16 protein-coding genes and 1 pseudogene are annotated in these 22,091 nt (G+C 73.4%); 4 read left to right on the plus strand and 13 right to left on the minus strand.

Going from position 1 to position 22,091, the window contains the following annotated elements; genetic code table 11:
- Positions 1-37: 37 nt before the first annotated feature.
- The 4 genes from ald to ACZ3ZE_RS32820 all read right to left on the minus strand — a co-directional run bounded on the left by ald (position 38) and on the right by ACZ3ZE_RS32820 (position 6,030).
- Entirely contained in the window at positions 38-1,153 is a 1,116-nt protein-coding gene (gene ald, locus ACZ3ZE_RS32805) for an alanine dehydrogenase (protein ID WP_361170155.1), read from the minus strand.
- Between the two features lie 180 nt (positions 1,154-1,333).
- The gene (locus ACZ3ZE_RS32810) at positions 1,334-3,349 is read right to left on the minus strand and encodes an AAA family ATPase (protein WP_363292763.1); all 2,016 of its coding nucleotides are present in this window, start codon (positions 3,347-3,349) and stop codon (positions 1,334-1,336) included.
- Positions 3,350-3,628: 279 nt separating this feature from the next.
- Positions 3,629-4,255, minus strand: a complete 627-nt coding sequence (locus ACZ3ZE_RS32815) for an NUDIX hydrolase (RefSeq protein ID WP_361170161.1) — start codon at positions 4,253-4,255, stop codon at positions 3,629-3,631.
- Between the two features lie 116 nt (positions 4,256-4,371).
- A complete protein-coding gene (locus ACZ3ZE_RS32820) occupies positions 4,372-6,030 on the minus strand; it encodes a CTP synthase (protein WP_361170272.1) in 1,659 nt (552 codons plus the stop codon).
- Positions 6,031-6,515: 485 nt separating this feature from the next.
- On the opposite strand from ACZ3ZE_RS32820, the gene ACZ3ZE_RS32825 reads away from it, so the two are divergent.
- Positions 6,516-8,318 (plus strand): glycoside hydrolase family 15 protein, encoded by a 1,803-nt coding sequence (locus ACZ3ZE_RS32825; RefSeq protein ID WP_467261682.1) that lies wholly within the window; start codon positions 6,516-6,518, stop codon positions 8,316-8,318.
- 96 nt (positions 8,319-8,414) lie between these two features.
- Positions 8,415-9,806, plus strand: coding sequence for an FAD-binding oxidoreductase (locus tag ACZ3ZE_RS32830; RefSeq protein ID WP_361170167.1), 1,392 nt, complete (start codon positions 8,415-8,417; stop codon positions 9,804-9,806).
- A gap of 4 nt (positions 9,807-9,810) precedes the next feature.
- Here ACZ3ZE_RS32830 and ACZ3ZE_RS32835 read toward each other — a convergent pair whose 3' ends face one another.
- Positions 9,811-11,445 (minus strand): flavin monoamine oxidase family protein, encoded by a 1,635-nt coding sequence (locus ACZ3ZE_RS32835; protein ID WP_467261684.1) that lies wholly within the window; start codon positions 11,443-11,445, stop codon positions 9,811-9,813.
- Between the two features lie 35 nt (positions 11,446-11,480).
- Positions 11,481-12,998, minus strand: coding sequence for an APC family permease (locus ACZ3ZE_RS32840; protein ID WP_361170173.1), 1,518 nt, complete (start codon positions 12,996-12,998; stop codon positions 11,481-11,483).
- A gap of 161 nt (positions 12,999-13,159) precedes the next feature.
- Between ACZ3ZE_RS32840 and ACZ3ZE_RS32845 the strand changes: the two genes are divergently transcribed.
- Positions 13,160-14,782: a PucR family transcriptional regulator gene (locus ACZ3ZE_RS32845; RefSeq protein ID WP_361170176.1), complete on the plus strand. Its 1,623-nt coding sequence runs from the start codon at positions 13,160-13,162 to the stop codon at positions 14,780-14,782.
- A gap of 82 nt (positions 14,783-14,864) precedes the next feature.
- Here ACZ3ZE_RS32845 and ACZ3ZE_RS32850 read toward each other — a convergent pair whose 3' ends face one another.
- The 6 genes and pseudogenes from ACZ3ZE_RS32850 to ACZ3ZE_RS32875 all read right to left on the minus strand — a co-directional run.
- Complete coding sequence (locus ACZ3ZE_RS32850) at positions 14,865-15,947, minus strand: glycosyltransferase family 4 protein (RefSeq protein ID WP_363292765.1); 1,083 nt, start codon at positions 15,945-15,947, stop codon at positions 14,865-14,867.
- Positions 15,948-16,060: 113 nt separating this feature from the next.
- Entirely contained in the window at positions 16,061-16,765 is a 705-nt protein-coding gene (locus tag ACZ3ZE_RS32855) for a hypothetical protein (RefSeq protein WP_361170182.1), read from the minus strand.
- Positions 16,765-18,507: a DNA repair protein RecN gene (gene recN, locus ACZ3ZE_RS32860; protein ID WP_361170185.1), complete on the minus strand. Its 1,743-nt coding sequence runs from the start codon at positions 18,505-18,507 to the stop codon at positions 16,765-16,767. The genes ACZ3ZE_RS32855 and recN overlap by 1 nt, the downstream gene beginning before the upstream one ends.
- Before the next feature lie 108 nt (positions 18,508-18,615).
- Positions 18,616-19,539, minus strand: coding sequence for an NAD kinase (locus ACZ3ZE_RS32865; protein ID WP_361170188.1), 924 nt, complete (start codon positions 19,537-19,539; stop codon positions 18,616-18,618).
- The gene (locus ACZ3ZE_RS32870) at positions 19,536-20,351 is read right to left on the minus strand and encodes a TlyA family RNA methyltransferase (RefSeq protein WP_361170191.1); all 816 of its coding nucleotides are present in this window, start codon (positions 20,349-20,351) and stop codon (positions 19,536-19,538) included. The genes ACZ3ZE_RS32865 and ACZ3ZE_RS32870 overlap by 4 nt, the downstream gene beginning before the upstream one ends.
- Before the next feature lie 7 nt (positions 20,352-20,358).
- Positions 20,359-20,571 (minus strand): annotated as a pseudogene (locus ACZ3ZE_RS32875) (hypothetical protein); the annotation flags it as partial.
- Between the two features lie 282 nt (positions 20,572-20,853).
- Between ACZ3ZE_RS32875 and ACZ3ZE_RS32880 the strand changes: the two are divergent.
- A complete protein-coding gene (locus ACZ3ZE_RS32880; protein WP_361623126.1) occupies positions 20,854-21,201 on the plus strand; it encodes an SCP2 sterol-binding domain-containing protein in 348 nt (115 codons plus the stop codon).
- Positions 21,202-21,222: 21 nt separating this feature from the next.
- Here the strand turns inward: ACZ3ZE_RS32880 and ACZ3ZE_RS32885 are convergent, their stop codons facing one another.
- Positions 21,223-22,065, minus strand: coding sequence for an ABC transporter ATP-binding protein (locus ACZ3ZE_RS32885; protein WP_361170200.1), 843 nt, complete (start codon positions 22,063-22,065; stop codon positions 21,223-21,225).
- Positions 22,066-22,091 lie beyond the last annotated feature (26 nt).

The following is a 22,091-nucleotide window of genomic DNA, read 5'->3' on the forward strand; positions in this document are numbered from 1 at the left end:
CCGACCGTTTCTCCTCTTGTCTGGAGCGAGCTGAGGGTCAGCCCAGGAGGGTGTTCAGCTCAAGGTGCTCGAGGCCGTGCGCCTCGGCGACCTCCTTGTAGACCACCTTGCCGTCGTGGGTGTTGAGACCCTTGGCGAGCGCGGCGTCGCGGCGCAGCGCCTCGACCCAGCCGTTGTTCGCCAGCGACACGATGTAGGGCAGCGTGGCGTTGGTGAGGGCGTAGGTGGAGGTGTTCGGGACGGCGCCCGGCATGTTCGCGACGCAGTAGAAGACCGAGTTGTGGACCTGGAAGGTCGGCTCGGCGTGGGTGGTCGCGTGGGAGTCCTCGAAGCAGCCGCCCTGGTCGATGGCGATGTCGACAAGGACACTTCCGGGCTTCATCTTGGCGACGAGCTCGTTGGTGACCAGCTTCGGGGCCTTGGCACCCGGGATGAGGACGGCGCCGATGACGAGGTCGGCCTCGACGACGGCCTTCTCCAGCTCGTAGGCGTTGGAGACGATCGTCTTCACCTTGGTGCCGAAGATCTTGTCGGCCTCGCGGAGCTTGTTGATGTCGCGGTCGAGCAGGGTCACGTGGAAGCCCATGCCGACGGCGATCTGGGTGGCGTTCCAGCCGGAGACGCCGCCGCCGATGACGACGCACTCGCCGGCGTGGGTGCCGGGGACGCCGCCGGGGAGGACACCGCGGCCGCCGACGGAACGCATCAGGTGGTACGCGCCGACCTGCGGGGCCAGGCGGCCCGCGACCTCGGACATCGGGGCGAGCAGCGGGAGCGCGCGGTTGGCGGTCTCGACCGTCTCGTAGGCGATGGCGGTGGTGCCGGACGCGATCAGCGCGTCCGTGCACTCGCGGGAGGCGGCGAGGTGCAGGTACGTGAAGAGGGTCTGGTCCTTGCGGAGGCGGTGGTACTCCTCCGCGATGGGCTCCTTGACCTTGAGCAGCAGGTCGGCGGTGGCCCAGACCTCGTCGGCGGTGGCGAGGATCTCGGCGCCGGCGCCGACGTACTCCTCGTCCGTGATCGAGGAGCCGACACCGGCGTTCTGCTCGACGAAGACCTGGTGGCCGTTGCGGACGAGCTCGTGGACACCGGCGGGGGTGATGGCCACGCGGAACTCGTTGTTCTTGACCTCGCGGGGGATGCCGACCTTCATCGTCGATCACGGTCCTTGAATCAGTGGAATAAGCGGGGGTGACTGCGGTGTGACCGCACCGGAGAAGCCCGGCAGAGCCATACATACCCGGATGCACTGCGGCGCACCGGCACAGACCGCGACCGAACGCGGCTCACCCAGTCTAATGAAGGAGTTCCCGCTGTCTAGCCTTTCAAAGTACTAATCTTCGACAGAAGCACTACGGATTTCGTAGGCGGAACGCTCGCTTCCCAACAGTCTTTCCGCCGCCGACCTGTGCAGTCGTGCCGCCGCCGGGTCGCCGAGCCGGTCCAGCGTGTCGGCCAGCCGGAGCTGGAGCGCCGCCTGGAGCCGTACGTCCTTCGCGCGCCGGGCCCACTCGATCGCCTCCTCGCAGCTGCGCAGGCACTCCTCGGGGCGCCCCGCGTACTCCTGGACCCGGGCGGCCTCGCTCAACGCCCGTGCGTAGCCCGGGAGATCGGCGAGCCTGCGGTAGCCGGCCGCGGCCGCCCGCCAGCTGCGCAGGGCCTCGCCGTAACGGCCCGCGTAGGTGTGCACCGCGCCGAGCCGGCCGTAGAGCCGGGCCTGGTCGGCCCGCTCGTCGCGGGCCAGCCGCTGGGCCAGCGCCCTGCCGTACCAGTCGCCGGCCCGGTGCCAGTCTCCCAGCTCCTGGTACGCGCCACCTACGGATTCCATTGCACGACCCACCGCGTACGGGTCATTTGCTTCCCTACCGGCCTCCAATGCCGACCGATATCGCAGCAATGCGTCCTGAGTGCGCCCGGTCCTCGCATCCAGGTCGGCCAGGTTCAGCAGCGCCGCGGCCCGCTCCCGGTGCAGCCCGCGCCGCTCGGCGACGTCCAGCACGAGCCTGTGCAGCCCGTAGAGGTCGGGGGCCGCCGCCTCGGCACCCCGGTGCGCGGTCAGCGCCCGGACCAGGGCGGCGATCAGCCGGCGCGCCAGGGTGTCGAGCTCCCCGTCGGCGACGGCGAGCCGGGCCGCGGCGAGCAGCACGGGCCGGCGGCTGTCCAGCCAGGCGGCGGCGGTGGCGGCGTTCGGGAAGCGCAGGGCGCGGGGCAGCCCCGCCAGCTTGCGGCGGGCCGGGGACCCCTCAGGTTCGGTGACCGCGCGGCCGGACTGGAGGAGCCGGACGGTCCGCTCCAGCATCCGGGCCCGGGCGAGCTGCGTCTCGGCGGGCCGGTCGCACTCCTCCAGCTGGGCGCGCAGCAGCGGGACGAGGTGCGCGGCGAGCTCGTACTGTCCGTCGCCGCCCGGGAGCTCCCGTACGAGTCCGAGGGCGGCGAAGTCGGCGAGGGTGGCGGCCGCGGCGGAGACCGAGCAGCCGGCCAGGGCGGAGGCGGTGTGGGCGTCGGCCCGGCCCAGCGGGGCGAGGCAGAGGTGTCGCAGTATCCGGGCGGCCGGCTGCGGCAGCGACGCGTGGACCAGGGTGAAGGCGCGGGTGACCGGGTCGCCGGTGAGGGCGCGCAGCCGCTTGGCGAGGTCGGCGACGGAGGCCTTGGGCCGGGCGGCGAGCCAGCCGCCGGCCAGGACGAGCGCGCCGGGCAATCCGCCGCACTCCTCGGCCAGGGTCTCGGCGGCCTGCGGGTCGACGGTCACGCGGACCGAGCCGGTGAAGGCGGTGAGCAGTTCGATGGCCGACTTGGGGTCGAGGCCGCCGAGGGTGCAGGGCCGGACGTCCGGGATGCCGGTGAGCGGGCCGCGGGAGACGCCGACGACGAGGCTGTCGGGGTTGTCGGGGAGGAGCGGGTCGACCTGTTCGGCGTCGACGGCGTCGTCGAGGATCAGCAGGGCCCGGCGGTCGGCGAAGGCGGCGCGGACCAGGGCTGCGAGCTCGTCGTCGGCGGCGCCGGGGGGCTCGGTCACGCCGAGCGCGGTGAGCAGTTCCTGGGCGGCGCGGCCGGTGGGGACGGGGTCGCCGCCGGGTTCGGTGAGCCGGACCCGGAACACGCCGTCGGGGTAGTCGGCGGTGAGTCCCGCGACCAGTTCCTCGGCGAGGGCGGTGCGTCCGGAGCCGGGCTTGCCGGCGATCAGCAGGACCCGTGCGCGGGGTGCCTTGCGGCCGGTGAGGGTGTCGAGACCGGTGCGTTCGATGTCGGCGCGCAGGGACTTCAACTCCCGCTGGCGACCGTAGAACTGCAAGGCGCCGACCTCCCCCAGGCTTCGTCCGGGGGTAACCCCGACCGCCTGATCCGTCACGGGCCACGCTCCCGTCCACCTGCGCACGAGCCGAGCCCGCGGGGGGTCCGCACGGGCGCTTCCGAGCGTAGTTCAGGGCATGGTGCGGACCCGGCGGAGCGCGGCGGACAAATCCCCCGATCGGATCACTGGATTGTCTGACCGGAGGGGGGTGGGGCTCCCCCGCGCCGAGCCCGTATCCGCGCCGCGTGCCCGGGCGCGCCCCGACCGCGCCCCGACCGCGCCGCCCCGGGAGCGCCGTGCCCCGGGAACGCCGTGCCCGGCGCCCCCGCCCCGGGGTTACGCCTCGAAGGGGCGCGCCGGCCAGGGCGCGTCGGCGGGCCGCAGCGCGTCCGGGCCGTCCCCGTTCAGCGCCGCGTGGAGCGCGAGGAGGCCGACCACCAGGCAGGTGTTGTGCAGCTCGCCGGCGAGGACGCCGCGGACGAGCTCCGCCAGCGGGACCCGGGCCAGCTCCATGTCGGCCTCCTCGTCGGAGACCTCGTACCGCTCGCCCTCCGCCTCGGACAGGCCGCGCGCGAGGAAGATCCGCGCGGCCTCGTCGGAGCCGCCGGGGCTGGGGTACACGTCCGCGAGGAGCCGCCAGTCCTCGGCCTTGACGTGCGCCTCCTCGTACAGCTCGCGCTGCGCCGCGTGCAGCGGGTTCTCGCCGACCACGTCGAGCAGCCCGGCCGGGATCTCCCACAGCTTCCCGCGCACCGGGTGCCGGTACTGCTTGATCAGCAGGATCCGGTCCTGCTCGTCCAGGGCGACGACCGCGACCGAGCCGGGGTGGACCTGGTAGTCACGGCGGGCGACCGAGCCGTCCGGCATGACCACGTCGTCCGTGCGGACACTCGTCTTGGCTCCCTTGAAGGGGGTGGTCGTGGCGACGACCCGCCACTCCTCCGGGGTGTCCTGCACCTGCATCAGCTGTCCTCCCACATGAACGCGCATGACCGCGCATGAACGTGTACGACATACGAAAACCGGGGTACGCGTCCCCCGGAAGGGACCCGTACCCCGGCAACGGTAACGCCGGCGACCTACTGGGCCGTCTTGCCCGTCTTGCGCTCGACGGCCGCCTTCACCAGGCCCGCGAAGAGCGGGTGCGGGCGGGTCGGGCGGGACTTGAGCTCCGGGTGCGCCTGGGTGGCGACCAGGTACGGGTGGATGTCCTTCGGGTACTCGACGAACTCCACCAGCTTGTTGTCCGGGGAGGTGCCGGAGAAGACCAGACCGGCCTTCTTCTCCAGCTCCGCGCGGTACGCGTTGTTCACCTCGTAGCGGTGACGGTGGCGCTCCTCCACGTACGGCTGGTCGTCGTAGGTCTCGCGGACGACGGAGCCCTCGGCCAGCTTGGCCGGGTAGAGGCCCAGGCGCATCGTTCCGCCCAGGTCGCCCGCGCCCTCGACGTACGCCAGCTGCTCCTCCATCGTCGAGACGACGGGGTGCGCGGTGGCCGGGTCGAACTCGGTGGAGTTGGCCTCGGGGATGTCGGCCAGGTTGCGCGCCGCCTCGATGACGATGCACTGCAGGCCGAGGCAGATGCCGAGCAGCGGCACCTTCTTCTCGCGGGCGTACTGGATGGCGCCGACCTTGCCGCTCACGCCGCGGTCGCCGAAGCCGCCGGGGATGAGGATCGCGTCGCAGTCGCCGAGGTGCTTCTCGGCGCCGGCCTGGGTCTTGCAGTCGTCGGAGGTGACCCACTTGACCTTGACCCGGGCCTTGTTGGCGAAGCCGCCGGCGCGCATGGCCTCGGTGACCGACAGGTAGGCGTCGGGCAGGTCGATGTACTTGCCGACGAGCGCGACGGTGACCTCGTGGTCGGGGTTGTGGACGCGGTCCAGGAGGTCCTCCCAGACGGTCCAGTCCACGTCGCGGAAGGGCAGGTCCAGCTTGCGGACGACGTAGGCGTCCAGGCCCTCGGTGTGCAGCACCTTCGGGATGTCGTAGATCGACTTCGCGTCGATCGCGGCGACCACGGCGGCCTCGTCGACGTCGCACATCAGCGAGATCTTGCGCTTGATGGCGGTCGGGACCTCGCGGTCGGCGCGCAGCACGATCGCGTCGGGCTGGATGCCGATGTTGCGCAGGGCGGCGACCGAGTGCTGGGTCGGCTTGGTCTTCAGCTCGCCGGAGGGGCCGATGTAGGGCAGCAGCGAGATGTGCACGACGAAGACGTTGTCGCGGCCGACCTCGTGGCGGACCTGACGGACGGTCTCCAGGAAGGGCAGCGACTCGATGTCGCCGACCGTGCCGCCGACCTCGGTGATCACGACGTCGACCTCGTCCGTCGCCATGCGGCGGATGCGGGACTTGATCTCGTTGGTGATGTGCGGGATGACCTGGACGGTGTCGCCGAGGTACTCGCCGCGCCGCTCCTTGGCGATGACCTGCGAGTAGACCTGGCCGGTGGTGACGTTGGCCGAGCCGTCGAGGTCGACGTCGAGGAAGCGCTCGTAGTGGCCGATGTCCAGGTCGGTCTCGGCGCCGTCGTTGGTGACGAACACCTCGCCGTGCTGGAACGGGTTCATCGTGCCCGGGTCGACGTTGAGGTACGGGTCGAGCTTCTGCATCGTGACCCGCAGGCCCCGGGCCTTGAGGAGCGCACCCAGGCTGGAGGCGGTCAGGCCCTTGCCGAGGGAGGACGCGACACCCCCGGTGACGAAGATGTGCTTGGTCGTCGTGGTGTTGGGCGGCATCGCCAAGAGGGGGCTCCCGTGGTCGCGTTCTGGAGGTGCGTACCGGCGTCCCCTCCGGAAGAATCGGGGGGTGCCGTCGCTGCGGTTGCGGGGTCCTCGGCTGTCGCCGTTTCCCACCGGTCCACGGGGTACCAGGGTATCAGCGACATCGGGAGACCGCTTCCGGCCACACGGGGCAGTCGGGTGCACACGCACCGCGACACGCCGTGGGCCGGGCGGCTCGGCCCGGGAGCTGCGGCGGGGGCACGGCCGGGACCCTGCACGGGGTCAAGAGCCGTTCACCCGATCGGAGCAGCAGTGTTACAAGATCGGCGCCGCCGGTCACTAGGGTGCGTCGTATCCTGCTCGGACGCGCTGCCGAGCCGGACCGGCACGGCACCACCCCCGCCCTCCCCCGGACCAGAGCTCGTCAACGATCCCCTGACCGCTGACCTGTAGGACGTCGCCCCACGGGCGACGTGGCCGTTCGATCTGGAGTGGAGCACGTGGCCGGGCGCATCGAGGATTACGCACTCATCGGAGACATGCAGACCGCCGCCCTGGTCTGCCGGGACGGCAGTGTCGACTGGCTCTGCCTGCCCCGCTTCGACTCGCACGCCGTCTTCGCGGCACTGCTCGGCACCGAGGAGCACGGTTTCTGGCGGGTGGGACCCGCCGGACCCGAGGGCTCGCCGGCGCCACACGCGGACCGCCGCCGCTATGTCGGCGACTCGCTCGTCCTGGAGTCGGAGTGGGACACCCCACGCGGCACGGTCCGGGTGACCGATTTCATGCCCCCGCGCGACGGGGCCCCGCAGCTGATCCGGATCGTCGAGGGCGTCACCGGCCGGGTGCCGATGCGCTCCGCGCTGCGGATGCGGTTCAGCTACGGCCGGGTGGTGCCCTGGGTGCACAAGGTCGGCGAACGCACGGTGGCCGTGGCGGGACCGGACTCCGTGTGGCTGGACACCGACGCCGAGACCCACGGCCAGGACCTCACCACCTACTCCGAGTTCACCGTCACCCCCGGCGACCGGATCACCTTCACCCTCTCCTGGCAGCCCTCCCACAAGGAGCCGCCGTCGCTGCCGGACCCGGAGGGCTCGCTCGCGGCGACCGCCGAGTTCTGGCGCGAGTGGGTCGACCACTGCACGTACCACGGCCCCTACCGGGAGGCCGTGGTCCGCTCCCTGATCACCCTGAAGGCGCTCACCTACGCGCCGACCGGCGGGATCGTCGCCGCGCCGACCACCTCCCTGCCGGAGGAGATCGGCGGCGTACGGAACTGGGACTACCGCTACACCTGGCTCCGGGACGCGGCGATCACCCTCTCCTCGATGCTGCGCACCGGCTACCGCGAGGAGGCCCGCGCCTGGCGGGACTGGCTGCTGCGAGCCGTCGCCGGCGACCCGGAGAACCTGCAGATCATGTACGGCATCGCCGGCGAGCGGGAGCTCGGCGAGGCGGAGCTGGACTGGCTGCCGGGTTACGAGAACTCCGGCCCGGTCCGGGTCGGCAACGGGGCCGCCAACCAGCTCCAGCTGGACGTGTACGGCGAGGTCACCGAGGCGCTGCACCTGGCGCACATGACCGGACTGTCCCGCAACGACTACGCCTCGCTGCTCCAGCTGAAGCTGATCCGCTACCTGGAGACCCACTGGGACCAGCCGGACGAGGGCATCTGGGAGGTGCGCGGCCCGCGCCGGCACTTCGTGCACTCCAAGGTGATGGCCTGGGTGGCGGTGGACCGCACGATCAAGCTGATCGAGTCCGGTGACGCCGACGGCCCGCTGGAGCGCTGGCGCGAGCTGCGCGACGACATCCACCGGGACGTCTGTGAGAAGGGCTACGACAAGGAACGCAACACCTTCACGCAGTCCTACGGCTCCAAGGAGCTGGACGCCTCGCTGCTGCTGATCCCGCAGATGGGCTTCCTGCCGCCGGACGACAAGCGGGTGATCGGCACGATCGAGGCGATCCAGCGGGAGCTGTCCACGGAGGACGGCTTCGTGCTGCGCTACCCGACCGCCGGCGACGAGGCGGGCGTGGACGGTCTGGAGGGCGACGAGGGCGCGTTCCTGGCCTGCTCGTTCTGGCTCGCCGACGACCTGGCGATGATCGGCCGGGTCGACGAGGCCCGCAAGCTGTTCGAGCGGCTGCTCGCGCTCCGCAACGACCTGGGGCTGCTCGCCGAGGAGTGGGACCCCCGGCTCCAGCGGCAGGTGGGCAACTTCCCGCAGGCCTTCAGCCACGTCCCGCTGATCGACACGGCGCTGCGGCTGACGGCCTCGGGCGCGTACGGGGGCTGAACCCACCCACGAGCGCCGACCGGCGCCAACACGCGGGGGACGGGCCGCCGCCCTACGATGAAGGTGTCCTGTCCCCCCACGAAAGGGGGGCATCCCATGGCTCCCCACACCACCGCCGTTCCGGACAGCGCCCTCGCGGGCCTCCGCGAGGACCTCGCGGGCGAGGTGTTCACCCCCGGCGATCCCGGCTACGACGAGGCCAGGGTCGTCTTCAACGCGATGATCGACCGGAGTCCCGCCGTGATCGCCCAGTGCGCGACCCCGGAGGACGTCGCCAACGCGGTGCTGTTCGGCCGCGAGACGGGACTGCCGGTCGCGGTGCGCGGCGGCGGCCACAGTGTCGCCGGTTCGGCGCTCAACGACGGCGGGCTCGTGGTGGACCTGCGGCGGATGCACGCGGTGGTCGCGGATCCCGAGCACATGACGGCCCGGGTGGCGGGCGGCGCCACGATGAGCCATCTCGACCGTGCCTGCCAGCCGTTCCACGTGGCGGTGACCGGCGGGCGGGCGTCCACGACCGGGGTCGGCGGGTTCACGCTGGGCGGCGGGTCGGGCTGGCTGGAGCGGAAGTTCGGCCTCGCCTGCGACAACCTGCTCGCCGCGGAGCTGATCACGGCCGAGGGCAAGCACGTCCACACGGACGCCGAGGAGAACCCGGACCTGTTCTGGGCGCTGCACGGCGGCGGCGGGAACTTCGGCGTGGTGACCTCGCTGACGCTGCGGGTGCACCCGCTGCCGGAGTTCGGCTTCGTGATGCTGCTCTTCCCGAGCGAGGCCGGACCCGAGGTGATCCGCGCGTACCGGGACGTGCTGGCCGACGCGCCGGACGAGGCGGGCGGCGGCGGGATCTATCTGAACGCGCCGCCCGAGCCGTTCATCCCGGACGAGCTCCAGGGCACCCTGCTGGCCGGGGCGCTCATCACCTTCGCCGGGCCCGCGGAACGGGCGCGGGAGCTGGCGGCGCCGCTGTACGCGCTGAAGCCGTCGGTGGAGCTGCTCATGGACATGCCGTACGCGGACTTCCAGTGCATGCTCGACGACCCGCCGGGGATGCGGAACTACTGGTCGGCCGAGTATCTGACCGGCTTCCCCGACGAGGCCGTCGACGCCTTCTGCGCCCGCGCCGACGACATGATCGTGCCGTCCGGCATGCAGCACGTGCTGTTCCCGATGGGCGGGCGGCTGGCCGCGGGGCCGGCGGAGTACCCGATCCCGTGGCGTACCGCGAAGTGGGCGCTGCACCCGTTCGCGGTGTGGGAGGACCCGGCCGACGACGACCGGGCCGTCCGGTGGGTGCGGGACGTGCGGGCCGCCGCGCAGCCGTGGTCGACGGGAGCCGTCTACCTCAACTTCACGGGCGACGAGGGTCGGCAGCGGGTGGTCGAGGGCTTCGGCGCCGACAACTACCGGCGCCTGGCCCGGGTCAAGGCCGCCTACGACCCCGACAACGTCTTCCGCTTCAACCACAACATCGCGCCGGCCGCCTGAGCTCTCACCGCAGGGCCGCGATCACCTCCTTCGCGGCCCGCTCGCCCTCGGTGGCGCCGCCCTCCATGAAGCCCTGGAAGTCGTACGAGCAGTGCTCGCCGCCGATGTGGATCCGGCCCTGGGCGACGCCCTCGTAGCCGGCGTACCGGTGGAGGTAGCCGACCGGCCAGTACGAGTAGGCGCCGAGCGCGAACGGGTTCCGGTGCCAGGCGGAGAGCTGGGCGCGGCCCGTGTACGTCCGGGAGGTGCCGGGGAAGAAGGCGTCGATGCCCGCCAGCCGGCGGGTGACGAGGCCGCGCACGTACGGGTCGGACTCGGTGGCGAAGGGCGTGGCCGGGGTGAGCGAGCGGGCCAGGCTGCCGCCGCCGTACTGGAGGAGGATGCCGCCGGTGCCGCCCTGGACCTTGGTGGTGTCCCAGGTCTGCTGGACCTCGGTGTCGGTGAAGCAGTCCCCCGCCGAGACCCCGGGCCAGGGGCCGGTGCCGCGCCAGGGGCGGGTGGCGAACTGCATGTTGAGCTTGGTGCAGGCGCCCATCCGGGCGTCCCGCAGCAGGTTGGTCATGAGCGGGTCGAAGCCGGCCCGGGTGAGGTCGAGGCGCTGGAGGATGGGCAGCGGCACGCACAGGACGGTGTGGTCGGCGGTGACGGTCCGGGTGGCGCCCGCCTCGGTGAAGGTGAGCGTCTGGCTGCCGTCGGAGTTGGCGCGTACGGCGTCGAGCGACCAGCCCATCCGCAGGGTGCCGGGGCGGAGCGCCCCGGCGACGGCGTTGGGGAGCAGGTCGTTGCCGCCGACGATGTGGTAGCGCTCGTTGGACAGGCCCCACACGTTGAAGTTGCCCGGATTGGTCTGGTAGCCCATCAGCAGGACCAGGGCGAGCGCGGACTGGTCGGTGGTGTCGGCGCCGTACTCGACGTTGTAGGCGACGTCGAGGAAGCGGCCCAGCCGGGAGGTGTGGCCGCCGGGGACGCGGCGCTCGATCCACTCGTACAGCGACATGTCGTCGAGCGCGGTGCCGGTAGGCGTGGTCTGGTTCCAGTAGACCTCGCCCGCGTCGGACAGGTCGCGGTGGAGCGCCTGGTAGACGGCGTTGAAGTCCGCGTCGGCCTGGGCGCGCGGGTAGTACGCGCCGTCGAACCAGAGGACCTCCTCGGCCCCGTTGGGTCCGCCGCCGAGGAAGTCCTCGGTGGCCAGGCCGAAGCGGCGGCAGAGCTCCAGGATCTTCTTGTGGCTGGTGTCGATGAGCTCGCCGCCGATCTCGGAGGTCTGCCCGTACGCCCAGTGCGCGCGCTGGGTCCACATCCGGCCGCCGACGCGGTCGGGGTTGGCCTCGTAGAGGACGGGGCTGAGGCCCGCGTCCTGGAGGGTGAGGGCGGCGGTGAGTCCGGCGATTCCGGCGCCGACGACGGCCACGCGGGCGCCGTCCTTGACCGGCGGGTCCGGTGTGGCGGCCGCGGCGGGCAGGGCCGGTCCGACGGAGACGGCGAGTCCGGCGGCGGCCGCGTACGTGAGGAGGGTGCGTCGGCCGGGCCCGTCGGCCTGCAGGCCGCGCACCTCGTCGACGGGGAGGCCGAGGCGCCGGGCCGCGGCGTGCTCGGCGGCCAGTCTTTTCAGGAGGTGCATCGGGTGGGTGCGTGCCATGGGGCGCTCCTGGGGATCGTCGGTGGGGAGGGGGATCAGCTCTGCGGTACGGCGGCGGGGGCGGGCTCCGTGCGGTCGTCGGCGCGCTCGGCGGCGTCCTCCAGGACGATCCGGCCGATGATCTCGTAGCGCTCGGGGCGCCGGACCTTGAGGTAGAGGCCGAGGCCGAGGCCGCCGAAGAAGACGACGCCGACGATCCAGGGGATGGCCTCGAAGAAGAGGGAGTCGGCGGCGAGCCCGGCCGCCGTCTGCATGTTCATCACGAGCAGGACGACGACGGCGGTCATGCCGATGCCTCCGAGGAGCGGGGCCGTCAGCGTCCTGAACCAGTGCCGGTCCTCGGGGTGGTTCTTGCGGAAGTAGCCGATGACGGCGAAGGAGCAGAGGGTCTGCACGATGAGGATCGCCATCGTGCCGAGGATCGCGAGCAGTGTGTAGAGGTGGATGTACGGGTCCTGGCCGGTGAGCCAGAAGGCTCCGACGAGGACGACGGCGATGACGCTCTGCACGAAGGACGCGATGTACGGCGAGCCGTGCCGGGCGTGGGTGCGGCCCAGCGCCGGGTGGAGGAAGCCCTCGCGGCCGATGGCGTACAGGTAGCGGGAGGCGCACTGGTGGAAGGCCATGCCGCAGGCGAAGGAGCCGGTGAGCAGCAGCCACTGGAAGGCGTCGACGGCCCAGGCGCCGATGAAGGACTGGGTGGGCGCGAAGAACAGGTCGAGGGGGCTGGCGGAGGCGGACAGCTTCACCGAACCGGCCAGGCCGTTGCCGGCGATCGTCATCCAGGAGACGTAGATGTAGAAGAGCCCGACGCCGACGACGGAGATCAGCGTCGCCCTCGGGATCACCCGCTTGGGGTCGCGGGACTCCTCCCCGTACATCGCGGTCGACTCGAAGCCCACCCACGACCAGAAGGCGAAGAAGAGGCCGAGTCCGGCGGAGGCGCCGGTGAAGGCGTTCTTCGGGTTGACCGGCTCCAGCGGGATGCCGTCCGGGCCGCCCCCGGCGATCAGGACGGCCGTGGCGACGGCGAACAGCACCGCGATCTCGGCCACCAGCATCACCCCGAGCGCCTTGGCGGTGAGGTTGATGTCGAAGTACGAGAGGACGGCGGTGATCGCGAGCATCACCGCCGCGTACCCGACCCACGGCAGGTCCACTCCGAGCTGGTCGGCCACGGTCGTCTTGGCGAAGTAGGCGAAGACACCGACGATCGAGGCCTCGAAGACGATGTACGCGAGGACGGCGAGCATGCCGGAGGCCATGCCGGCGATCCGGCCGAGGCCGTGCGAGATGAAGCCGTAGAAGGCGCCGGCGGCGGTGATCCGCTTCGCCATCGCCACATAGCCGACCGAGAAGACGGTCAGGACGACGGTCGCGAAGAGATAGCCGGCCGGTGCGCCGACGCCGTTGCCGAAGCCGACGGCGATGGGGAGGTTGCCGGTCATCGCCGTGATCGGGGCCGCCGTCGCGACCGCCATGAAGACGACTCCGACGAGACCGACCGAGTTCGCCTTGAGCCGGTGGACCTCTGGGGTGGGGTTCTCTGCCATGGCGCGAGAGCATCCTCCGGAGTGACGTAGGCCACAATCGACAGGCGGTCGTGCAATTCCCGCCACGAGGCGACGAGTTGTCGCCCTGGTGTACGAACTGTCGGGTCCGGTAACGCCCCGGTGATGTCCCCGGAACCCGTACGCGGGTAGCGTCCGGCCCCATGGACAATCAGGGCGGGATCACCGTGCAGCGGGCCCTCGAACTACCGGGCCTGCGCAGCGGGCTCCCGGAGGTCGTCGCCGGCGCCGACCGGCTGCACCGCACCGTGCGCTGGGTGCACGCCGGCGAGGTGCCGAACATCGCCTCGCTGCTCAAGGGCGGCGAGCTGCTGCTCACCACGGGGCTCGGGCTCGGCACCCGGCCGGCCGAGCAGCGCGCCTTCGTCCGGCGGCTCGCCGAGCGGGGCATCGCGGCCCTCGTGGTCGAGCTCGGCCCGCGCTTCGCCCGCCTCCCCGCGACGATAGTGGAGACCGCCCGGACCACCGGCCTCCCCCTGGTCCAGCTGCACCGCGAGGTCCCCTTCGTCGCCGTCACGGAGGAGATCCACACCGAGATCGTCAACGGCCACTACGCCCTCGAGCGCCAGGCCGAGGAGGTCCACCGGCAGTGCACCGAGGCGCTGCTCGGCGGCGGCGGGGTGCCGCAGGTGCTCCGCATCCTCGCCGACTTCTCCCTCAACCCGGTCTTCCTGGAGACCGCCGACGGACAGCTCCTGTACGCGGCGGGCACCGAGTCCGGGCCCGCCGACCCGCTCCAGGTCTGGGACGGGCTGCGCGGCCAGCGGGCGGCCCGCGAGTCCGGACCGCCGGTCGGCTCCGTCCTCGTCGACGTGCCCGGCGGAGGCCCCGGCTCGGGCAGCGTACGGGCCCGCCTCGTCCTGCTCGCCGTCTCCACGCCGCTCGCCCCCGTGCACCGGATGGCCGCCGAGCGGGCCGCCGGGCTGCTCGCGGTCGTCCTGATGCAGGCCCGGCAGGAGGAGGAGCTGGCGGCGCGCGGCCGCGGCGACTTCCTGACCGACCTCGCCGAGGGGCGCATCTCGGCCGAGGACGCCCCCGCGCAGGCCCGGGTCCTCGGCTTCAAGCCCGGCGACGGACCGCTGCTGCCGGTGGTCATGCGACTGGCCTCCGAACTGTCCGCCTCCGGCAACTGGGCGCTGCTCGCCCGGGCCGTCCTGGAGGAGCTCTCCTCCGTCGGCGTCCCCGTCCTGCTGGGCGTCCGCCCCGTGGAGGGCCGGGTGCCACTCCTCCTCGGCCTGCGCTCGGAGTCGGAACGCACCGCGGTCGCCGACCGGGTCGCGGCGGCGCTGCGGGCCGGTGTGGAGCGGGCCGGTCTGGAGAGGTCCGGCGTCCACCCGCCGGTCGTCGTGGTGGGCGTCGCGGGCGGCTGGGCCGCCGCGTCGGCGGGCCTGCGGCACGCGGCGGAGACGGCGACGGCGGCGCAGGGCCTGTCGGAGCTGCCCTGGTACGACGCCCGGCGCCTCGACACCGACCTGCTCCTGTGGCGCCTGCGGGACCACCCCGACCTGGCGGCCTTCGTGGACCGCGCGATCGGCCCCCTCCGCGACCACGACCGCACGTCCCGCCCTCCGCTCCTCCCCACCCTGGAGACCTACCTGGCGCACGCGGGCCGCAAGGCGGAAACAGCCCGCGAACTCCACCTCAACCGCCAGACCCTCTACAACCGCCTGGCCCGCATCTCCGAACTCCTGGGCACCGACCTGGACGACCCCCAGACCGTCCTGGCCCTGTCCCTGGCCCTCAGAGCCAGACGCCACACGGCATAGGGCCTGTCTTTCGGATCATGCCGGGCTCGCGGGGGGGGGCACACGGGGGCGGGCGGGGCGGAGCCACGGCCGCAAGCCGGCCCTACCGTCCCGCCAACTCGTCGTACACGCTCAGGACATGCGCGATCGTCTCGTCCTCCGTCGGCCAGGTCCGCGCCTGCACCCGCCCCGCCGCCGCCAGGTCCATCCGCCGCTCGGCATCGTCCAGCAGCTCCCGGACCACCCCGGCCAACGCCTCCGCGTCCCCGTACGGCACGAGCTCGGCCGCGTCGCCGACGAGCTCCGGCACGCCGCCGACGGCCGTCGCCACGAGCGGCACGCCGAGCCGGAGGGCCTCCTGCGCCAGCAGGGAGCGGGCCTCCCAGCGGGACGGCAGGACGGCGACGTCCGCCGCCGCGAGCAGCTCCGCCACGTCCTCCCGGCGCCCGATGAGCCGCACGGGGAGCCGCTCCGCCTCGATCCGCCGCTGCAACGCCGCCCGCTGGGGCCCCTCCCCCGCGATCACGAGCAGCGGCTGCGGGTCCAGGTCCCGCCACACGCGCGCCGCGTCGAGCAGCATCCCGTACCCGCGCCCCGGCTGGAGTGCGCCCACCGCCATGATCAACGGCCGGGCCACGGCGCCGAGTTCGGCCCGCGCCTTGCCGTCGTGGAGGCAGACCGGGGCGTGCGAGGCCGGTACGGTCACCGGCGCGAGCCGCGCATCCCGGGCGCCGCGCCGCCGCGCCCGGTCGACCAGCTCGGAGGAGGTGCCGAGCACGACGGCCGCCGCCCGTACGGTCCTTCGCTCCAGGAGCCGGACGAGCCCGGCCCGCGCGCCGGCCGGCCGGCCGCGGGTGTGCCAGGTCGTCACGAGCGGAAGACGCGGCCCGCCACCCGACAGGGCGAGCGCGGCCCGCACGGACGCGTCGAGGCCGTGCGCGTGGACGACGTCCGCGCCGATGGCGAGGTTGCGGAGCGCGGCGACCGTCGCGGGCCCGCCGTGCCGCGGGGTCGGCACGAAGCGCGCGCCGGCGCCCACGAAGTCGTAGGCGTGGTCGAGTTCGGGCGCGGCGCACACGGTCACCCGCACGCCCCTCTCCACCAGCCCCGAGGCAAGTGATCTGACGTGCGCGCTGCTTCCCGCGCTGCCGCCGCCGAGCACCTGGATGGTACGGAGCTGCGTCACGCGCCCAAGGATGCCAGTCCGTACGCACGTTCCGGCACCGAAGTGACGTCGTTGCCGTGTCGAGCGCCTCAACTCACCGACGGGGTTCACCCACACGAGGGATGCCCGGGGCGTCAGTCGGCGCACTCCCCGTACACCGCCGCCGCGACCAGACCCACCGCGTGGACGGCGAGCCCGAGCCGCCCGTTCCCGGCGGCGACGGCCGCGCCGACGGCCGCGCCCAGCGCGTGCGCGCCGGTGTCGCCGAGCATGGTCTCCTCGGCGAGGTCGTCGCCGAGGACGGCGGCCACGGCCCCCATGGGCGCGGCGGCCCGCGCCCCCCGCAGCAGCCCGGGCGCGCCGAGCGCGAGGACGACGAGCCCGGCGCGGCCCGGCCGTACGTCGGCCAGGTTGACGAGGTGGGCGGTCCCGGCGATGACGGTCGCGGCGAGGACCTTGTCGAGCGGACGCTCCTTGAGCAGCGCCCCGGCCACGAGGGAGGCGGCGCCGATCCCGAACAGCTTGACGGCCCCGCTGGTCACCTCACCGCCCCGCAGCGCCGCCAGATGCGCCCGGAACCCGCGCCGCCCGTCGCCCCGGACGTCGTCGTACGCCCCGCACGCCCCGGCCGCGAGCACGACGAGGGCGACGGGAGCGCCACCGGCCCCCGCCCCGGCGCCCGCGGCGGCCCCGAGGGCGGTCGCGGGCCCCGCGTACAGGGGGACGCCCCGCCCGGCGTGGTTGACGCGCTCCCAGCGGGGGTCACGCCACCGCCGCAGCCCCTCGTACACGCCCCGGGACACCCCGGCCGCCACGGCGAAGCCGCCGAGCCGGCCCATCAGGCGTCGGCCCGCGCCGTCGCGAGGAGTTCCTCGGCGTGCGCCCGCGCGGTCTCGGAGTCCTCCTGGCCCGCGAGCATCCGGGACAGTTCCCGCACCCGGTCCTCGCCCTCCAGGACGGTGACGCCGGAGCGGGTGACGGTGCCGTCGTTGGTCTTCTCCACGAGCAGCTGTCGGTCGGCGAACGCCGCCACCTGGGGCAGGTGGGTGACGACGACGACCTGCGCGGTCTTCGCCAGCTTGGCGAGCCGGCGCCCGATCTCGACGGCCGCCTTGCCGCCGACGCCCGCGTCGACCTCGTCGAAGAGGTACGTCGGCACCGGGTCCGTCCCGGCGAAGACGACCTCGACCGCGAGCATCACCCGGGACAGCTCACCGCCGGACGCGCCCTTCGCGATGGGCCGCGGCGGGGCGCCCGGGTGCGGGGCGAGCAGCAGTTCGACCTCGTCGGCGCCGGACGGCGTGTAGGCGACCCGGCGGCCGCCGACCTCGACGCCGTCGGGGTCCTCGGTCTGCCGGATCGCGAACGACACCCGCGCGTGCGGCATGGCCAGCGAGGCCAGTTCGGCGGTGACGGCGTCGGCGAAGCGGGCCGCCGCCTCCGTACGGGCGTCGGTGAGCCGCTGCGCGAGCACCGACAGCTCGTCGCGCAGCCGGTCCCGTTCCTCGGTCAGTTCGTCGACGCGCTCGTCGTCGCCGTCCAGCTCGGTGAGCCGGGTCGCGCTCTCCTCGGCCCAGCCGAGGACGTCCGCGATGTCGGCCCCGTACTTGCGGGTGAGCTGGGTGAGCGCGGCGCGCCGCTCCTCGACGGCGGCGAGCCGCAGCGGGTCGGCGTCCAGGTCGTCGGCGTATCCGGCGAGCTCGCCCGCGACGTCGGAGAGCAGGATGGAGATCTCGCCCATCCGGTCGGCGAGCGCGGCGAGGGCCGGGTCGTGCGCCCGTACGGCCTCCAGGGCCCGGCCCGCGCCCGCGACGAGCGTCGTCGCGTCGACGGCCTCGGGGTCCTCGGGCTGCCCCGCGAGCGCGCCGTGCGCGAGGGCGGCGGCGGAGGCCAGGGACTCGGCGTGGCCGAGCCGCTCCGCCTCGGCGGCCAGCTCGACGTCCTCGCCGGGCAGCGGTGCGACGGCCTCGATCTCCGTGAGCCCGAAGCGCAGCAGATCGGCCTCCTGGGCCCGCTCCCGGGCCCGGGTGGTGATCTCCTCCAGCTCGGCGGTGACGGCCCGCAGACGCTTGTACGCCTCGCCGTACGCGCCGAGCGGCACGGCGACGGCGTCGCCGGCGTACCGGTCGAGGGCGCCTCGCTGCCGGGCCGGCTTGAGCAGCCCCTGCTGGTCGGTCTGACCGTGCACGGCCACCAGCTCGTCGGCGAGCTCGGCGAGCAGCCCCACGGGGACGGAGCGGCCCCCCAGGTGCGCGCGGGAACGCCCTTCGGCCGAGACGGTACGGCTGACGAGCAGCGCGCCCTCGTCGAGCTCGGCGCCCGCCTCCTCGGCGCGCAGGGCGACCGGCGCGCCCGGGGGCAGCGCGATGCGCCCCTCGACGACGGCGGCCGCCGCCCCGATCCGTACGAGCGCCGGGTCGGCGCGCCCGCCGAGCAGCAGCCCGAGGCTGGTCACCACCATGGTCTTGCCCGCACCGGTCTCACCGGTCACCGCGGTGAACCCTGGCGACAGCTCGACCACAGCGTCGTCGATGACTCCGAGCGACCGTATCCGCATCTCCTCCAACACGGAGAAGACCATACGAGGTCGGAGCACCGCTGTGCGACGGCCCCTGCCGACCGAGGGCGAACCCGCAGGTCGGAGGGGCCTTGTGTCACCCACCGGAGTGGACCTCCGGACCGGCCGCCGTCAGTGCGGCGCGCCGCGCCAGCCCGACACGGGCAGGGCGAACTTCGCCACCAGCCGGTCGGTGAAGGAGGCGTGGTGCAGCCGGGCGAGCCGGACCGGGACGGCGCCGCGCCGGACCTCGACCCGGGCGCCCGCCGGCAGCTCCACCGTCCGCCGCCCGTCGCACCACAGCACCCCGTGCGGGGTGTGCGGCTCGACCTCGACGGCGAGCACCGACTCGGGCGTGGTGACCAGCGGCTTGGCGAACAGGGCGTGCGCCCCGATCGGCACCATGAGCAGCGCCTCGACCTCGGGCCAGATCACCGGCCCGCCGGCCGAGAAGGCGTACGCGGTCGAGCCGGTCGGCGTCGCGCAGATGACGCCGTCGCAGCCGAAGCCGGTCACCGGCCGCCCGTCGATGGCGAGGACGACCTCCAGCATCCGCTCCGGGGACACCTTCTGCACGGCCGCCTCGTTGAGCGCCCAGTCCCGGTGCAGGACGTCGCCGTTCTGGTAGACGGTGACGTCGAGGGTCATCCGCTCCTCGACCTCGTACGCCTTGGTCACGACCCGGTCGACGACCTTGTCGAGGTCGTCGCGCTCGGCCTCGGCGAGGAAGCCGACCCGCCCGAGGTTGACGCCGAGCATCGGCACCCCGGAGGCGCGGGAGAACTCCGAGCCGCGCAGCAAGGTGCCGTCGCCGCCGAGGACGACGAGGAGTTCACAGCCGTCGAGCGCGTCGGAGCAGGCCTCCGGGACCTTCTCGACGGACGGCGGCAGCGGCAGGTCGGCCGCCTCCGCCTCCAGGACGCGGACCCCGATGCCGCTGCGGAGCAGCCCGAGGACGACGAGTTCGGCGCTGCGCACGGCGGCCGGCCGGCCGGTGTGCGCGAGCAGGAAGACGGTACGGGTGCTGTCGGTCGAGGTGCTCGAACCAGTGCTCAACGAGGTCCTTCCGCCACGGCGCGGTCGACGTCCGCCGGATCAAGGGCGGGCGCCCCGGCCCGCAGCCACAGAAAGTACTCGACGTTGCCGGACGGCCCGGGCAGCGGGCTCGCCGTGACGCCGAGGACACCGAGTCCGAGCTCTCCCGCCCGCCGGGCCACGTTCTTCACGGCGTCGGCGCGCAGTTCGGTGCTGCGGACGACCCCGCCGGTGCCGAGCCGCTCCTTGCCCACCTCGAACTGCGGCTTGACCATCAGGACGAGGTCGGCGCCGGGCCCGGTGCAGGCGGCGAGGGCGGGCAGCACGAGGCCGAGCGGGATGAAGGACAGGTCGCCGACGACGAGGTCGACGGGGATCCCGTCGATGGCGTCCAGGGTCAGCTCGCGCACGTTGGTGCGGTCCTTCACGGTGACGCGCTCGTCGCTCTGCAGCGACCAGGCGAGCTGCCCGTAGCCGACGTCGACGGCGACGACGTGGGCGGCGCCGGCGCGCAGCAGGACGTCGGTGAAGCCGCCGGTGGAGGCGCCCGCGTCGAGGGCGCGCCGGCCCTCCACCCGGAGCCCCTGCGGCACGAAGGCGGCGAACGCGCCGGCCAGCTTGTGCCCGCCGCGCGACACGTAGTCGGGGTCGTCGTCGTCCTGGACGACGACGATGGCCGCGGCCGTCTCCACCTGGGTGGCGGGCTTGGTGGCGACGGTCTTGCCGACGCTCACCCGGCCCGCGGCGATCAGCTGGCTGGCGTGCTCGCGCGAGCGCGCCAGCTTGCGCCGTACCAGCTCGGCGTCGAGACGGCGGCGGACCACTCCTGCCACGTTCGGTTCAGCTCCTGTTGTCGTACGGACGGGGGGCGGGGCGCTCGTCGAGCGAGGTCAGCTCGGCGCGCAGCCCACGGTGTACATCCTCGTACACGTCGAGGTGTCCGTCGGCCGTGAGGTGGTCGGCGTCGCCGAGCCGGTCCAGGAGCGCGTCGACGGCGGGCCGCCCGGTGGGGGTCCGCGCGACGCCGAGCGGCGCGGCTCCGGCGGGCTCGTAGGGGTCTGTACGCGGGTCTGTACGCGGGTCTGTACGCGGGTCTGTACGCGGGTCTGTACGCGGGTCTGTACGCGGGTCTGTACGCGGGTCTGTACGCGGGTCCGCATGCCGGTCGGTCCCCGGGTCCGCGTACGGGTCCGCCCGCGGGTCGGGGCCCGGCGGGAGGCGGTCCTCGGCGAGGTCCGCCGGGTCGCCGTCGGCCCGCCCGACACCGGCGGGGTTCGGGTGCGCGTCACTCATGCCCCGACGCTATCGCGAAGCGCTGGGGTACCGTCGACGGCGATGGCGACGATCACGGAGTGCCGCGGCGCACTGAGCAGACTTTCCGACAACCTCGCGCGGGCGGACGGCGGGGTGCGCGGCGCCGCCGCGTTCGACCGCACCCTCAGCTGCCACCTGACCGATCTCGACACGACCTTCACCGGCCGTCTCGTGGACGGCCGGATCGAGGTCGAGGACACCGTCGCGGGCCCGCCGCCCGGCAAGGCCCAGATCCGTCTGCGGATGACCGGGGACGACCTGGTGGCGATGGTGGACGGCGAGCTGAACTTCGCGAAGGCCTGGGCCTCCGGCCGGGTCGGCCTGGAGGCGGGCTTCCGCGACCTGCTGCGGCTGCGGTCGCTGCTGTAGGACCCGCCCGGGGGTGGGCCGTCACCCCCGCAGCGCGGGCTCCGGCACCTTCCGGGAGGCGCGGGCCTTGCGCCCCGCCGGCACGACCAGCGGCGTGCCGGTCTCCGGGTCCTCGATGACCTGGCAGCGCAGCCCGAAGACCCGCTCGACGAGCTCCGCCGTGACCACCTCGGACGGCGGCCCCTCGGCGACGACCTCGCCGTCGCGGCAGGCGATGAGGTGGGTGGCGTAACGGGCGGCGTGGTTGAGGTCGTGCAGGACGGCGACGAGGGTGCGGCCCTGGGTCTCGTGGAGTTCGGCGCACAGGTCGAGGACGTCGATCTGGTGCTGGATGTCGAGGAAGGTGGTCGGCTCGTCGAGGAGCAGCAGCGGGGTCTGCTGGGCGAGGGCCATGGCGATCCAGACCCGCTGCCGCTGCCCGCCGGAGAGCTCGTCGACGTACCGCTCGGCGAGTTCGGCGACCCCGGTCGAGGCCATCGACTCCCGCACGATCCGCTCGTCCTCGGGCGACCACTGGCGCAGCAGCCCCTGGTGGGGGTAGCGGCCGCGGGCGACGAGGTCGGCGACGGTGATGCCGTCGGGGGCGATGGAGGACTGCGGCAGCAGGCCGAGGGTCTTGGCGACCTTCTTGGCGGGCAGCGAGTGGATCGCCTGCCCGTCGAGCAGGACCCGCCCGTGGGTGGGCTTGAGCATCCGGGAGAGGGCGCGCAGCAGGGTGGACTTGCCGCAGGCGTTGGGGCCGACGATGACCGTGAAGGAGTTGTCGGGGATCGCGACGCTGAGGTCGCGGGCGATGACCCGCTGGTCGTAGGCGAGCGTGACCGACTCGGCCATGAGCCGCTGCGTCTCCTGCTGCGCGTTCATACCCGTGCTCCTGCCCTTGCTCCTGT

Source organism: Streptomyces sp. NPDC023157, from assembly GCF_055560575.1.